The following is a 15,233-nucleotide window of genomic DNA, read 5'->3' as shown; positions in this document are numbered from 1 at the left end:
ACTGGGTTAGAGGCCGGTGGACGAGGAGAACGGAATGATTGATATACAGTTGACCGGCCTGGTCAAAGAATTTGAAGTGGGCAGAAAAATCCTGGACGGGTTTTCCCTCCAGGTGGATACCGGGGAGCGGGTGGGCCTGCTGGGCCGCAACGGCGCCGGCAAGACCACCATCTTCCGCATTATCACCGGCGAGGTGGAGGCGGACGAGGGCACTGTTACCATTGCCCCCGGCAAGCGGGTGGGCCTCATCTCCCAGATTCCCGTCTACCCCGAGGGGTACACCGTGGAGGACGTGCTGGACACCGCCTTTGAACGCCTGCACAACATCGAGCGGGAGCTGGCCGAGCTGGGGATGAAGATGGGGGACCACCCCACCCAGAGCGTCATGGAACGCTACGACAAGCTCACCGCCGCCTTTGAGGCGGGGGGAGGCTACCACACCAAGACCCAGCTCAACAAGGTGTGCAACGGCCTGGCCATTGACCAGGATATGAGAGGACGGCTCTTTTCCGCCCTGTCCGGCGGCGAAAAGACCCGCATCAACCTGGCCCGTCTCATCTTGGAGGATACGGATATCCTCCTGCTGGACGAGCCCACCAACCACTTGGACCTCAACGCCACCGAATGGCTGGAGGAGTATCTGGAGCACTTCCCCGGCACCGTCCTGGCCATCTCCCACGACCGATGGTTCCTGGACAAGGTGGTGCGCCGGGTGGTGGAGCTCCAGGACGGCAAGGCGGAGTTGTACTCCGGCAACTACACCTTCTACGTGGAGGAGAAGGAGCGGCGGTACCAGGAGCGGCTGCGCCAGTATGAGAAGGAGCAGGCCAAGATCGCCCAGCTGGAGCAGGCCGCCCAGCAGATGCGCCTGTGGGCCTTCCAGGGCAACGACAAGCAGTACAAGCGGGCCATCAACATGGAGCGGCGCATTGAGCGCATGAACACCACCGCCAAGCCCACCCGAGAGAAGAAGATGACCACCCGGTTTGGGGAGCGGGAGTTCCACGGGGACGAGGCCATGGTGGTCACCGGGCTGTCCAAGCACTTCGGGGACCGCACCCTCTTCTCGGATTTGAATCTGGAAGTGGCGGGGGGCGAGCGCATCGCCCTGTTGGGGGACAACGGCACCGGAAAGTCCACCTTCCTGAAAATCCTCATGGAGGAGGAGGACCCGGACCAGGGCAGCATTTACCTGGGCCCCTCCATCCGGGTGGGATACCTGCCCCAGATCATCCACTTTGATCACCCGGAGCGCAACTTGGTGGACACCATGCTCTATGCCCAGAACTGCACCACCCAGGAGGCCCGGGACCGTCTGGCCTCCTTCCGGTTCCGGGGGGACGACGTGTTCAAATCCGTGTCCACCCTGTCCGGCGGTGAGCAGTCCCGGCTGCGGCTGTGCATGCTCATGGACAGCAAAATCAACCTCCTGGTGCTGGACGAGCCCACCAACCACCTGGATATCGACTCCCGGGAGTGGATGGAGGAGGCGGTGGCGGAGTACGGGGGCAACCTGCTCTTTGTCTCCCACGACCGCTATTTTATCGAGAAGTTTGCCACCCGTGTGTGGATGCTGGAAGACGGCAAGATTCAGGACTTCCGGGGCACCTACGGGGAGTTCCGGGCCTGGCGGGAGCGGCAGACCCAGCTGAAAAACGCCGCCAAGGCCCAGGTGCAGCCGGAAAAGCCCAAGGCGGAGGAGAGGCCCCGCCGTTCCGGCGGCACCAAGGAGCTGGAAAAGCAGGTGCGGAGTGCCGAGCGGGCGGTGGAAAAGGCGGAAGTCCGCCTGGACGAGCTCACGGGCGAGCTGGAGGCCGCCGCCAGCGACTACCTCAAGGCCCAGGAGCTCTACGAGGAGCGCAGCCGCCTGGAGGACGAACTGGCCCACCTGTATACCCAGTGGGAGAACCTGGCTGCCCAGCTGGAAGAGGCCAAGGGGTGAGAACATGACGGACAAACTCAGAGGCATTGAGCAGCGGTACGGGGAAATTGAGGCCCGTCTGGCTGCCAACGAGACCTATGAAGACCCGGACCTGGTGTCCCGGCTCAACAAGGAGCAGCGGGAGCTGGAGCCCCTGGTCACCGCCTACCGCAGCTGGTGTAAGGCAGGGGAGGACCTTCGGGGAGCGGAGGAGCTGCTCTCAGACCCGGACTTTAAGGACCTGGCCCAGGAGGAAATGGCAAAGGCCCGTGAGGAACTGGAGCGTCTGGAGCAGCTCATCCGGGAGCTGCTGCTGCCCCGGGACCCCAACGATGACAAAAATGTCATTGTGGAGATTCGGGCCGGGGTGGGCGGGGAAGAGTCCGCCCTCTTTGCCCACTCCCTCACCCGCATGTACACCATGTACGCAGAGAAGCGGGGGTGGAAGGTGGAGGTCAACAGCGTCAGCGAGACCGAATTGGGGGGCGTCAAGGACATCTCTCTGACCATTTCCGGGGACGGGGCCTACTCCCGGCTGAAATTTGAGAGTGGGGTGCACCGGGTGCAGCGGGTGCCGGAGACGGAATCCGGCGGCCGAGTGCACACCTCCACCGCCACCGTGGCGGTGCTGCCCGAGATGGAGCAGGTGGACGTGCAGCTTAATCCCGCCGATGTGGAAATGCAGGTCTACCGGGCCTCTGGTGCCGGTGGTCAGCACGTGAACAAGACCTCTTCGGCGGTGCGCCTCATCCACAAGCCCACGGGCACGGTGGTGGAGTGCCAGCAGGAGCGCAGCCAGTTCCAGAACCGGGAGAAGGCCATGCGTATTTTGGCCTCCATGCTCTACGACCAGGAGCAGCAGCGCATTTCGGAGGAATACGGAGACCAGCGGCGCAGCCAGGTGGGCTCGGGTATGCGCAACGAGCGCATCCGCACCTACAACTTCCCCCAGGGGCGGCTCACCGAGCACCGCATCGGGCTGACCATATACAAATTGGACGCTGTCATGGACGGAGATCTGGACGAGATCATTGACGGGCTCATCACCGCCGACCGGGCCCAGCGGCTGAAACAAGGAGAGGGCTAGAGAAATGTATACCCATGTGATTTTTGACTTAGACGGAACCCTCCTCAACACCATTGACGACCTGGCCAACGCCGGAAACTGGGTGTGCACCCAGCGGGGCTGGCCCACCCACACGGTGGAGGCCTACAAGACCAAGGTGGGCAACGGCATCCCCAAGCTGGTGGAGCGGTTTGCCCCTCAAGGCACGTCCCAGGAGGAGTTGGAGGAAGCTCTGGCCCAGTTTATGGACTACTACGGGGCCCACAAAGAGGACCTCACCGCCCCCTATTGGGGGATGGCCCAGGTTCTGGACGCCTTAAAGCAGGCGGGGGTGGGCATCGGCGTGCTCACCAACAAGGCCCACTCTTTGGCTGGGGCGGTGATGGAGCGGTACTACCCTGGGGTGTTCACCCACATCCAGGGGGCCCTGCCCGATCAGCCCACCAAGCCCGACCCCACCTTGCTCTATGCCCTCATGGAGCAGATGGGAGCCAAGCCGGACACCACCCTCTTTGTGGGGGACAGCAACGTGGACATCCGTACCGGGAAAAACGGCTCGCTGGACACCTGTGGGGTGCTGTGGGGCTTCCGCAGCCGCTCCGAGCTGGAGCAGGAGGGGGCCCACCACTTGGTGGAGCGGCCCGGACAGCTGCTCTCCCTGGTGTTGGGCCGTCCTGAGACCCAGACCCTGGCCCCCCACGAGGTAGCCAAGGCTGCCCAGCTGTTGGCAGTGGGGGAGCTGGTGGCGGTGCCCACCGAGACGGTGTACGGACTGGCCTCGGACGCCTACATCGAGGAATCGGTGCGGGCCAACTACGAGGCCAAGGGCCGCCCGGAGGAGAAGCCCCTGAACGTGCTGGTGGACGGCATGGACATGGTGGAAGGGGTGTGCCGGGACATTCCCACTGAGGCTTACACCCTGGCCAAGGCCTTCTGGCCGGGCCCTCTGACCATGATTTTGTGGGGCAAGGGCACCCTGCCCTCCATCGTTCCTGCCGGGGGCACCACCCAGGGGGTGCGCTGCCCCGACCACCCGGACACCCTGGGGGTCATCCGGGCTCTGGGCCATCCTCTGGCCTGTCCCTCCGCCAATATCTCCGGCCACCCCAGCCCCAAGAACGCCCAGCAGGTGCTGGAGCAGCTGGACGGCCGCATTGGGGCGGTGCTGGACGGCGGCCCCTGCTCGGTGGGGGTGGAGTCTACCATTGTGAACCTGACCGTAAAACCCTTCCGCATCCTCCGCCAGGGCGGCCTGAGCCGCGAGGCCATTGAGCAGGCCCTGGGATGTGAGGTGGAGGGATGAGCTTCACCATCATTGGCCTCACCGGCCCCACAGGGGCGGGCAAGACCACCGTGCTCCACGTGCTGGAGGGCATGGGGGCGGCGGTGTTGGACGCCGACGCCATCTACCATGACCTCACCGTGTCCAGTCAGCCCATGCGCCAGGCGCTGCAAGAGCGGTTTGGCCCGGACATCTACGATGACCAGGGTGTGCTGCTTCGAAAGCAGTTGGGGGCCAGGGTGTTTGGGGACGCCCAGGCCCTGGAGGATTTGAACGCCATCACCCACCGCTATATCCAGCTGGAAATCCAGCGCCGTTTGGACCAGGCCCAGGCGGAGGGAAAGCAGGTGGCGGTGGTGGATGCCATAGCCCTCATTGAGAGCGGAGTGGCGGACATTTGCCACATCACCGTGGCGGTGGTGGCCAAGGCGGAGACCCGCATCGGGCGCATCATGGCCCGGGACGGCATCGATGAGGTCTATGCCCGCAAGCGGGTGGAGGCTCAGAAGCCAGCGGAGTTTTTCGAGACCCACTGTCAGTACACCTTACACAACGACGGAGACGACCCGGGGCAGCTGGAACAGCAGGCCACGGCGTTGTTTGCCCATATATTGCACAGATAAACATATAGGAGGTTATACCCATGGAAGAGAACAACAAGGGAAAGCTGCTCCGGGAGCAGCTGCTCAACCAGAAGAAGAACGGCTGGGACAAGGTGGACGAGGCCACCGAGCACGCCATTTTTGATTACTGCGAGGGCTACAAGGTCTACCTGGATAAGGGCAAGACCGAGCGCACCTGTGTGGACTACACCGTGGAGCTCATTGAGGCTGCCGGTTTTGTGCCCCTGGAGCGGGGTATGGAGCTGGTCCCCGGCATGAAGGTCTACCGGGTCAACCGGGGCCGCGGCATCAACCTGGCTGTCATCGGCTCTGCCCCCCTGGACCAGGGCGTGTCCATCGTGGCTGCCCACATCGACGCCCCTCGTCTGGACCTGAAGCCCACCCCCCTCTATGAGGACAGCGAGATCGCCTTCCTCAAGACCCACTACTATGGCGGCATCCGCAAGTACCAGTGGGTGACCATCCCCCTGGAGCTGCGGGGCGTGGTGGTGCTCAAGGACGGCTCTGTGGTGAATGTGGCCGTGGGCGGCAATCCCGGCGATCCCCAGTTCACCATCAACGACCTGCTGCCCCACCTGGGCGCGGACCAGTCCAAGAAGCCCCTGGGCGAGGCCATTCCTGCTGAGAGCCTGAACCTGGTGGTGGGCAGCCGCCCCCTGAAGGACGACGAGGGCGACGGCCGGGTGAAGCTGGCGGTCATGCAGATTCTCAACGAGAAGTACGGCATCACCGAGGCCGACTTCATCTCCGCCGAGATCGAGGCGGTCCCCGCCTTCAACGCCACCGACATCGGCTTTGACCGCACCCTGCTGGGCGCTTACGGCCACGACGACCGGGTGTGCGCCTATGCTGGCCTGAAGGCCATGCTGGACCTGGAGGGAACTCCCTGCCGTACCGCCGTGTGCGTGCTGGCTGACAAGGAGGAGATCGGCTCCGAGGGCGTGTCCGGCATGCAGTCCGCCTTCTTTGATACCTTCATGGAGGACCTGTGCGACAGCCAGAACGTGCCTCTGCGGGCCTGCTATGAGAAGTCCTTCTGCCTGTCCTCCGACGTCACCGCCGCCTTCGATCCCAACTTTGCTGAGGTCTATGAGCGCAACAACTCCGCCTTCGTCAACTACGGCGTGGGTCTGAGCAAGTACACCGGTGCCCGCGGCAAGGGCGGCTGCTCCGATGCTGGTGCCGAGGCTGTGGGCTATATCCGCCGCCTGCTGGACGACCGTGGGGTTCTGTGGCAGATGGCCGAGCTGGGCAAGACCGACCAGGGCGGCGGCGGCACCGTGGCCTGCTATATGGCCAACCGCAACATCGACACCCTGGACGCCGGCGTGCCCGTGCTGTCCATGCACTCTCCCTTTGAGACCGTGTCCAAGCTGGACTGCTACATGACCTACGCAGCCTGCCGGGCTCTGTACGAGGGCTAAGAGTTCCGTTCAAAGGGAAAACGGATTCTGATATTTCGCACCTGCGGGTGCGAACTCTGCGAGGCTTTTTGGCCGTACATAGGATAAAGCACCCCCTTCCTGGAAATACTATCCGGGAAGGGGGTGCTTTTGCATGAAAAAAGAGGATAACAGCGGGGGAACACAGCCTGTGGAGGAACAGCAGCAACAGCTCACCGAGCTGGGGGCTTCCACGGTGAAGACCGGGTGCGGGACCATTCAGACCCTCACCATCATCGGCCAGATCGAGGGCCATCAAGAGGCCCCGGAGGGGGCCAAGACCACCAAGTATGAGCACGTGCTGCCCCTGCTCACAGCGGTGGAGGAGAGCGACGAGGTGGACGGACTGCTGATCCTGCTCAACACCATGGGGGGCGACATCGAGGCGGGGCTGGCCATTGCGGAGATGATCGCCGGGATGTCTAAGCCCACGGTGTCTCTGGTGCTGGGGGGCGGCCACTCCATCGGGGTGCCTTTGGCGGTGTCCGCCAAGGAGTCCTTCATCGTGCCCTCCGGGGCTATGACCATCCACCCCGTGCGGCTCAATGGGATGGTCATCGGAGTCAGCCAGACCTTCCACTACTTCCAGCGGGTGCAGGAGCGGATTTTGGACTTTGTCACCCACAACAGCTCCATCACCCGGGAGCGACTGGAGAAGCTGATGCTCAACACCCAGGAGATGGCCGCCGACATGGGCAGCATCGTCTACGGCCAGCAGGCAGTGGAGCTGGGGCTCATTGACCACCTGGGTGGCCTGTCCGATGCCATGGCCTGCCTGCGCAAGCGCATGAAGAAATATCGTAAGAAGTGAACATCCCGCTCTGGTTATCCAGAGCGGGATGTTCATTTAGCGCAGGGGAAGACGGCGAACGGGGCCGCCCTCCTTTTTCTTTTTGTAGAGGGAGGGACCATAGAGGAAGATCACCGCCAGCACGGCGGATATGCTGGCCTGAATGATAAAGGCCATGTCCACGGCCAGATTGGCCGTGGAGGCATCGGGGCTGTCGGGATTGTATTTGATGGTCAGGGAATCCCCAGCCTTGAGATCGTCGCTGGAGCGCTGAGCGGTGCCGGTGTAGGTGGTGTCTCCTGCCTCGTATTGGTACTCCACCTCATACACCGTGGTACCATTCACCTGGGAGTCGGTGACCTCCACCACCTGGGCAGTGGCAACCGTCCACTCGGTCTGGTCCCACTGGGTCTGGAAGTTGGAATAGCCGGAGATGAAGATGCCAACGGCGCTGACCGCAAATACGAAGCCCAGAAACAGGATGAAGTTGAAGAGAAAGCCCGAAGACTTCGCCTGCGGCTGGTTGTGTGTTTTCTTTTGTTTCATGTTGATTCACCCCAAAAAGTATCAGGGACAAGGGCGACACACCGTCCCATGTCCTTTCCTGTAATGATACCCGACCTGGGGGCCTGTGTCAATGAAATCCGAAGTTGTATGTATGTGGATGAAACATCCACCGCAAAATGACAGAGAACGAAAAGAAAACCTTGCGTTTATTGTAAAATGTGCTAAACTAAAACAGACAAGTGGAAGCGAAATTTGACAAGGGAGGAAAGGAAATGAAGGTAATGAAGAAAAAACAGGTGCTCAGCCTGGCGCTGTCCGCCCTCTTCCTGGCCAGCAGTCTGCCCCTGCAGGCCATTGCGGCAGACACAGGTGGAGATACCAAGGCGGCGGCCCGTGCCGTAGAGGGTACCGCCATGATTACCCCGGACAGTCCGGTGTTTGTGTCCTCGGGGGCGTCCACCGCCCACTATGCCGTGGACGGCATCACCCAGGAGACCTATCAGTGGGCCTCGGACGAGATGAAGACCAGCGGTGCGACCCCCACCGATGCCCAGACCCCCCAGTGGCTCACCGTAGACCTGGGGGAGAGCGTGACCCAGCCCGTGGAGGTGGCGGGGGTTCAGCTGTGGTACAACATGAAGGTGTGGCCCATGGTGTACGAGATTCAGACCTCTTCGGACAACGGGACAGAGGACGCCTGGACCACCCTGGTGCGGGTGGAGCGCTCCCCCTTTGACGGAGCGGTGAAAAACGGCAGCGGCCAGAACATCGCCGACGAGACGGGGAACACCACCCCCGCCTCCGCGGCCAACACCGACACCATCACCTCGGACACCACCCCCGCCCTGGCAGAGGGGGCCTCAGTGGAGCGGTATGTGCGCTTCTATGTGGAAAAGGTGAACACCGCCGCTCCCGGCAACAACGTGTGCCTGCGGGAGATTCAGGTGTATGCCAAAGAGGCGGAAGAACCCACCGAGGAGCCCTGGAATCTGGCCCTCAACCGCCCGGTGACGGCCAGCGGGGCCGTGGAGGGGACCTCCGCATCCAATGCGGTGGACGGCTCCAAGACCACCCAGTGGAACTCCCCGGACCTGAAGGACTTCAAGGTCACCGACAACTCCAAGGACCAGGAGCTCCAGACCCCTCAGTGGCTCCAGATGGACCTGGGAGCCACCGGCTCGAAGCTTCAGACCGTGAAGATCACCTATGCCAGCAACAAGGTGTGGGCCATGGAATATGAGCTCCAGACCACCGACACCCCGGAGGATGCCGATTCCTGGCAGCGGGTGGCCTATGTCAGCCGAGCTTCGGCTAATTCCACTCTGGTCAACGGAGAGGGGCAGAACATCGCAGACCCTGCCAGCTATACCGACACCATCACCACCACGTCCCAGCCCGCTCTGGGTCAGACCCAGCTGGGTCGGTATGTGCGGCTGTACATCCACAAGACCAACGCCCAGGCCCCCGGCGGCAACAATGTGAACATTGCCGAGGTTGCGCTCATGGGCACCAATCCCGACGTTCACCCCCCTGTGGACGTGGATGGAGAACTGAATAAAGTCACTGTGTCCAATCCCAGCCTGGGAGATACCCAGATCACTTTGCCCACCATCTCCGGGGCGGACCTGGTGGTGCGGGGCAGCGAACTGGAGAACGTGGTGGCCAATGACGGCACCATCAGCTCGTGGAACATTGGCGCTCGGGACGTGACGCTGCTGCTGCGCCTTACCGACCGGGGAGACGAGACCAGCTATGCCCAGAAGAATGTCACCGTCACCGTGCCCGACCACTCCTCCAACTATCCCGCTGAGTGGTTCCCCACGGTGACCGACCCCAACCCCAAGCCAGAGGTCATTCCCACCGTCCAGGAGTGGTACGGCTATGAGGGCAGCTTTACCCTCACCGCCGACTCCAAGGTCATCCTCAACGACAAGGCCAATGTGGGCCTGGACAAGGTGGCCCAGAACCTGGTGACCGATGTGGAGGAGATCTCCGGCCTCACCCTGACGGTGGAGACGGGCACCGCCCCCACCGGGCCCCACGACATCTATTTGGAGTCCCTCACCGACCCCGCCGCCTATGACCTGGGGGAGGAGGGCTACCTGATGGTGACCAATGAGCAGGGGCTGCACATCTATGCCCCCACCTATACTGGTTGCCTGTATGGCACCATTACCGCCGAGCAGATTCTGTGGCAGGCCCAGGACCATGTGTCCATTCCCCAGGGCATCATGCGGGACTATCCCGCCTATGAGGTGCGGGGCATCATGCTGGACGTGGCCCGTACCCCCTACCGCTATGAGCTGCTCCAGGACTACGCCAAGATCATGCTGTGGTACAAGATGAACGAGTTCCACCTGCATGTCAATGACAACGACAACGCCAACATCAGCTCCTCCTCCTTTGAGACCCACTCCGGCTTCCACCGCCTGGAGAGCGAGGAGTTCCCCAGCCTTACCTCGGAGACCAAGCATGCAGGCATTCCTGCCGATCTCATCAACTCCGACTACTACAACAACAACGAGGACTATCAGGGCAACCCCACCTACACCAAGGACCAGTGGCGGGCGCTGACCCAGATGTGCGAGGACATGGGCATGTATGTGCTCACCGAGCTGGACATGCCCGGTCACTCCCTGCTGTACAACAAGTACGCCGCTGAGAACCCGGACAACATTGAGTGGCTGGCCGGGGGCACCATGCTGGCCCCCAGCACCACCAGCCTGGGCCAGCAGCTGGAGCTGCTGGACTTGACCGGCCCCAACAGCCAACGGGCCCTGCGCTTTGCCTCCACCCTGTGGGACGAGTACACCCGTGGGGAGGACCCGGTGGTGAACGCGGACGTGGTGCACATCGGCGCCGATGAGTACTGGGTGCACAACCAGGCCACCAACGATGCCTTTGCCAAGTTTGCCGACACCATGCGCCAGACCATCCAGAACAACCTGGGTGAGGACACCAAAATCCGCATGTGGGGCGCCAGCACCGGCAGCTTTGCCACCGCTCAGACCGCCCTGGGCAAGACCGCCCAGGAGCTGGCGGAGGACTACCAGCTGGACATCTGGAGCACCGCCTATGACCAGGCCGCCCAGCGTGTGGCCGAAGGGTATCAGGTCATCAACTGCCGGGACGCCTTCCTGTACGCCAACCCCGGCCGCACCAACCGAGACGTGCCCAACGCCGAGTACCTGTTCTACGACTGGAACCCCACCATGTTCGGCGGCAACAATCCCCTGGTGGGTGAGCCCAACCTGGTGGGCGCCAAGGGCGTGGTCTGGGGCGACCAGAGCCAGGAGGGCATGACCGAGCAGGACATCCACCAGCGGGTGCTGCGCACCGTGTCCATCCTCAGCGAAAAGACCTGGGGCGGCACCGACCAGGAGGATACCTTCCCTGAGTACGAGCTGCGTGCCGCCCGTCTGGCCGAGGGCCCCGGCACCCAGATCGCCATGGAGGTGGACAGCGCCAGCTCCCTGGTGCTGGACTACAACTTCCAGAATGTCTCCAAGGACGGAGATAAGGTGTATGACGCCAGCGGCAACGGCTATGATGCCACCCTCACCGGCGGCGCTGTGGAGGACGGCTGGCTCACCTTCGACGGCTCCACCCTCCTGGAGACCCCGTTGAAGACCCTGTCCTACCCCTACACCGTCTCCTTTGATTTGAAGCTCTCCGCCCAGGACGGTGAGGCAAACACCGCCGAATCCTCCCTGTTCTCCGGCTATGACGGCCGCATCCAGGTGGCAGGACACAACGGCAACCTGAGTGCCGATGTGAACTACTTCACCCGTGACTTCGGCTACCAGGTGCCCACCGACGGCACCGCCGTGAACATCACCATCGTGGGCACCTTCCAGGCCACCCGGCTCTATGTCAACGGCCAGCTGGTGACCTTCCTGTCCCAGAAGCAGGACCAGGACGGTGTGACCCCCAATGCGGTGTCCACCCTCTACTCCTCGGTGCTGCTGCCCCTGGAGAAGATTGGCCAGGACTTCCACGGCCAGATGGCCAACCTGAAGGTGTACAACAAGGCCCTGTCTGCCCAGGAGGTGGCAGGGACCGATGACGGCCTGGTGAACGTGGCCCAGAACGCCTACGCTGGTGGCGACTCCTACCAGAGCAGCGACGCCTCCGGCCAGGACAACGGGGTACAGCGCACCCGCATCGCCATGAAGGCGGTGGACGGCGAGACCTTCACCAGCGACGACGATGCCTCTTCGGAGATCTACTCCTACTGGCAGGGCGACCACGGGGACAGCTCCCTCACCGTGGACCTGGGCCAGGTGCGCACCATCTCCCAGGTGGACCTCCAGTGGAGAGCCGACGGCGTGGGCCGTGACATCAAGATCATGACCTCTCTGGACGGGGAGACCTGGACCGAGGCCAAGGTGGTCTCCGGCAACACCGCCGCCCGCCAGACCGTGAAGCTGGACCAGGCGGTGGAGGCCCGCTTTGTGAAGATGCAGGGCAACCAGTCCAGCGGCGTGTACAAGCTCCAGGAGATGCTGGTCTACGAGCAGGTGGACAAGGCAGAGCTCCAGGCGCTGCTGGATAAGGCCGAGGAGATCGTGGCCGAAAAGGGTCTGACCTTTACATCCCAGGGCACCCAGGAGGAGCAGGCGCTGTTTGAGGCCGTGGTGCTGGCCCGTGCCCTCCAAGGCAGCCCCTTGGCTACTCGCAGCGAGGTGGAGAACAGCGCCGCAGCCCTCACCGAGGCCATGGAGAATCTGCCTGTGGAGCCTGCACCTACTCCCACTCCCGAGCCTACGCCGGAGCCCACCCCCGAGCCCAGCCAGGTGGACAAGACCCTGCTGCAAAAGACCTATGACTACGCCATGACGCTCTCCACCGAGGGTGTCACCGACACTGCCAAGGCTGCTTTTGAACAGGCACTGGCCAATGCCAAGGTGGTTCTGGCGGATGAAAACGCCTCTCAGGAGGATGTCAACGCCGCTTGGGACGCCCTGCTGGAGGGTATCTGGGGCCTGGGCCTCACCCAGGGCGACAAGGCCATGCTGGAGCAGCTGATCGCCAAGGCGGAGGACATGACTGCCAACGCTGACAAATATGTGGCCGACCACTGGCAGGAGTTGGTGGACGCCCTGGCGGCTGCCAAGGACGTGATGGCCGACGGCGACGCCATGGAGGAGGACGTGCAGCCCGCCGCTCAGGTGTTGCTCAATGCCATCCTGGCCCAGCGTTTCAAGGCTAACAAGTCCATCCTGGAAGACCTCATCGGCAAGGCTGAGAGCTTGGACCTGTCCGGCTACACCGCCGAGAGCGTGGCCACCTTCCGCACCGCTCTGGCCACGGCGCAGGCGGTGATGGCGGATGACAGCCTCACCGAGGACGACCAGAAGACGGTGGACGCCGCTGTGGCCCAGCTGGACACCGCCATCCGTGGCCTGACCACCGAGAGCGGTGAGACCCCCAACGCCACCGACAAGCCCGAAACCACGGACAAGCCGGATGCCACCCAGAAGCCGGAGAGTGTGCCTCAGACCGGAGATGGGAACTGGGTGATGGTGCCCGTTCTGACCCTCTTGGTCTGTGCTGCTTGCCTGGCTGTTGTTGCGGCGGCCCGCAAGCGAGTCCGCTGATCTCTTTGCACCAAATACCCCGGACCGGGTTCTCCCGGTCCGGGGTATTTCGCGTGTCGAACTAGTTCGACACGCTTCTCAAAAATGCCAGCATTTTTGAGAGAAATTGCAGCCCGCTGCATGCAGAATCGGGTCAAAGGGCGACCCGATTCCACACTTGCGGGCTGAGAAGTGTTTTTCCCGATGCGCATGTCCCCGGGAAAAACAGATTTTGATTTATTTTCCCGCCCTTAGGCGGGAAAACTCTGCCGAGGGCTTTTTGACGATGCAATATCATCTGGCCTTTTGCATGGATATGAGATATTTTGACAAGATTTCCGATGGTAGGGAGAAAAACGCTGGAATTTGACTATGGGATGTGGTAATATACTATGATGCACCGGATTTCAGTCCTGGGCAATCAAGAAAAATGAGGTGATAATCTTGTCCTTGCTCATGTCAATGTTTATGGGCTTTGTCCAGGGCGTGGCGGAATTTCTGCCCATCTCCAGTTCCGGGCATTTGACCCTGTTGCAGCACTTCTTTGAGATGAAAGAGGTGGATAACCTCTTTAACATCCTGCTGCATTTTGCCACGCTTCTCGCTGTGTGCGTGGTATACTGGAAGGACATTGTGGAGATGGTGGTGGAGTTCTTCCGCGGCTTCGCCTCTCTGTTTTCCGGCCACGGCAGCCGGGAGTCCCGGCCCCCCACGGCCCGCCGCCTGGTGTTGATGGTCATCGTGGGCACTCTGCCTCTGTTTGTGGTCCTGCCCTTGGAGGGGGTGGTGGAGCAGCTGGGCAACTATCCCGCTGCGGTGTCTGTGATGCTCATTCTCACCGGCTTTATTCTGTTTTTCTCGGACCGCATGGGCGGCGGACGTAAGAACGCCCGCACCGCCACCGTGAAGGATGCTCTGTTGGTGGGCATTGCCCAGGGGGTGGCCACCATCCCCGGCATCTCCCGTTCCGGCAGCACCATTTCCGCCGGTATGCTTCTGGGCTTTGACCGGAAGTTTGCCGTGCGCTATTCCTTCCTGCTGTCCCTGCCTGCGGTGCTGGGCGCTACCTTGCTCAAGGTGGTCAAAGCCGTGGGCGAAGGTGTGGACACCAGTTTGCTGCCCAACTATCTGGCGGGCATGGTGGTGGCCGGCGTGGTGGGGTATTTCTCCATCCAGCTGGTGCGCCTGCTGGCCAGCAAGGGCAAGTTCGGCAATTTTGCATACTACTGCTGGATCGTGGGCGTAGTTTCCCTGGTTGCCGGTTTTATCGTACTCTAATGTGAGGAGGAAGCTATGGCTTCAACGCAAAAGAAAACCACCAAAAGCGGCGGGAAACGGACCCAGAGCAAGTCTGCCGCTCCCAAAAGTACCAAAAAGAAGACGACCTCCACCGCCAAGCCCAGAAAGAAGGCGGCCCCTGCCGCTCCTTCCTACCACCGAGAGATTGGCGGCGTGGTATGCCTGGTGTTGGCCTTCTTTGGCTCTTTTGGCTACTTTGGTGTCAAGGCCGCATTCATCGACCTGTTTTGCGACTTGCTCCGGGGCCTGTGTGGCTACGGCTACTACCTGGCGCCGCCCGTTTTGGTGCTGTGCGCCTACATCTTGATCTTTCACCGCCGCCGACCGGTGCGGCTGCGCCTGACCTGTGCACTGCTGCTGCCGGTGCTGGCCGGGGCTATACTCCACCTCATGCTCAGCGGCAACCGCTTTACATGGGGGATGAATCTCATGGGCCAGCTGTGGATGGCTGGTCTGCGCAGCAACTCCGGCGGTGTGCTGGGTGGCATCCTGGCCATCTCCTTCCGCTACGCCTTCAGTACGGTGGGAGCTATGGTGGTGCTCCTGGTGGTGACTCTGCTCACCTTGCTCTTCTCCTTCAACCGCACCCCGGTGGAGTTCTACCAGGACATGCGGGGCTGGATGGAGGAGCGGGAAGAGGCCCGGCAAGCCCGGTGGGAAGAGGAGGAAGCGGAAGAGCCTCAGACCTATGGCTGTCTGTTGTACGCATCTGACGCTGCCGACG

General features: G+C 62.2%; 10 protein-coding genes. 9 read left to right on the top strand and 1 reads right to left on the bottom strand.

The features are described from left to right. Positions 1–34: 34 nt before the first annotated feature. The 6 genes from abc-f to E0L15_RS03845 all read left to right on the top strand — a co-directional run bounded on the left by abc-f (position 35) and on the right by E0L15_RS03845 (position 7,145). Positions 35–1,942 (top strand): ribosomal protection-like ABC-F family protein, encoded by a 1,908-nt coding sequence (gene abc-f / locus E0L15_RS03870; RefSeq protein WP_168124617.1) that lies wholly within the window; start codon positions 35–37, stop codon positions 1,940–1,942. A gap of 4 nt (positions 1,943–1,946) precedes the next feature. Then, positions 1,947–3,008, top strand: a complete 1,062-nt coding sequence (gene prfA, locus E0L15_RS03865; RefSeq protein ID WP_168124616.1) for a peptide chain release factor 1 — start codon at positions 1,947–1,949, stop codon at positions 3,006–3,008. A 4-nt stretch (positions 3,009–3,012) separates the two neighbouring features. After that, complete coding sequence (locus tag E0L15_RS03860) at positions 3,013–4,290, top strand: L-threonylcarbamoyladenylate synthase (RefSeq protein WP_168124615.1); 1,278 nt, start codon at positions 3,013–3,015, stop codon at positions 4,288–4,290. Then, complete coding sequence (gene coaE / locus E0L15_RS03855) at positions 4,287–4,892, top strand: dephospho-CoA kinase (protein ID WP_168124614.1); 606 nt, start codon at positions 4,287–4,289, stop codon at positions 4,890–4,892. Before E0L15_RS03860 ends, coaE begins: the two co-directional genes overlap by 4 nt. A gap of 20 nt (positions 4,893–4,912) precedes the next feature. Continuing rightward, positions 4,913–6,316: an aminopeptidase gene (locus tag E0L15_RS03850; protein ID WP_168124613.1), complete on the top strand. Its 1,404-nt coding sequence runs from the start codon at positions 4,913–4,915 to the stop codon at positions 6,314–6,316. A 133-nt stretch (positions 6,317–6,449) separates the two neighbouring features. Beyond that, a complete protein-coding gene (locus E0L15_RS03845; protein WP_168124612.1) occupies positions 6,450–7,145 on the top strand; it encodes an ATP-dependent Clp protease proteolytic subunit in 696 nt (231 codons plus the stop codon). A 36-nt stretch (positions 7,146–7,181) separates the two neighbouring features. On the opposite strand, the gene E0L15_RS03840 is transcribed toward E0L15_RS03845, so the two are convergent. After that, on the bottom strand, positions 7,182–7,670 hold the full coding sequence (locus tag E0L15_RS03840; RefSeq protein ID WP_168124611.1) for a DUF3592 domain-containing protein: 489 nt from the start codon (positions 7,668–7,670) through the stop codon (positions 7,182–7,184). Between the two features lie 233 nt (positions 7,671–7,903). Between E0L15_RS03840 and E0L15_RS03835 the strand changes: the two genes are divergently transcribed. The 3 genes from E0L15_RS03835 to E0L15_RS03825 form a co-directional block, all read left to right on the top strand. Then, the gene (locus E0L15_RS03835) at positions 7,904–13,231 is read left to right on the top strand and encodes a family 20 glycosylhydrolase (protein ID WP_168124610.1); all 5,328 of its coding nucleotides are present in this window, start codon (positions 7,904–7,906) and stop codon (positions 13,229–13,231) included. Between the two features lie 414 nt (positions 13,232–13,645). After that, a complete protein-coding gene (locus E0L15_RS03830) occupies positions 13,646–14,488 on the top strand; it encodes an undecaprenyl-diphosphate phosphatase (protein ID WP_347565971.1) in 843 nt (280 codons plus the stop codon). Between the two features lie 15 nt (positions 14,489–14,503). Further along, the coding region (locus E0L15_RS03825) for a DNA translocase FtsK 4TM domain-containing protein (RefSeq protein WP_206020557.1) at positions 14,504–15,233 on the top strand (730 nt) is incomplete at its 3' end.

This window comes from Pseudoflavonifractor sp. SW1122 (assembly GCF_012027765.1).
Taxonomy (GTDB): domain Bacteria; phylum Bacillota; class Clostridia; order Oscillospirales; family Oscillospiraceae; genus Enterenecus; species Enterenecus faecium.
Note: the sequence above shows the minus strand (reverse complement) of the source record. Positions and strands in the feature narration are given on the sequence as shown.

Bases quoted from the DNA above. Each gene is read 5' to 3' on its own strand.
- E0L15_RS03835 (WP_168124610.1), top strand. From the start codon at position 7,904: ATGAAGGTAATGAAGAAAAAACAGGTGCTCAGCCTGGCGCTGTCCGCC.
- E0L15_RS03860 (WP_168124615.1), top strand. From the start codon at position 3,013: ATGTATACCCATGTGATTTTTGACTTAGACGGAACCCTCCTCAACACC.
- prfA (WP_168124616.1), top strand. From the start codon at position 1,947: ATGACGGACAAACTCAGAGGCATTGAGCAGCGGTACGGGGAAATTGAG.
- E0L15_RS03840 (WP_168124611.1), bottom strand. From the start codon at position 7,670: ATGAAACAAAAGAAAACACACAACCAGCCGCAGGCGAAGTCTTCGGGC.
- coaE (WP_168124614.1), top strand. From the start codon at position 4,287: ATGAGCTTCACCATCATTGGCCTCACCGGCCCCACAGGGGCGGGCAAG.
- abc-f (WP_168124617.1), top strand. From the start codon at position 35: ATGATTGATATACAGTTGACCGGCCTGGTCAAAGAATTTGAAGTGGGC.
- E0L15_RS03850 (WP_168124613.1), top strand. From the start codon at position 4,913: ATGGAAGAGAACAACAAGGGAAAGCTGCTCCGGGAGCAGCTGCTCAAC.
- E0L15_RS03845 (WP_168124612.1), top strand. From the start codon at position 6,450: ATGAAAAAAGAGGATAACAGCGGGGGAACACAGCCTGTGGAGGAACAG.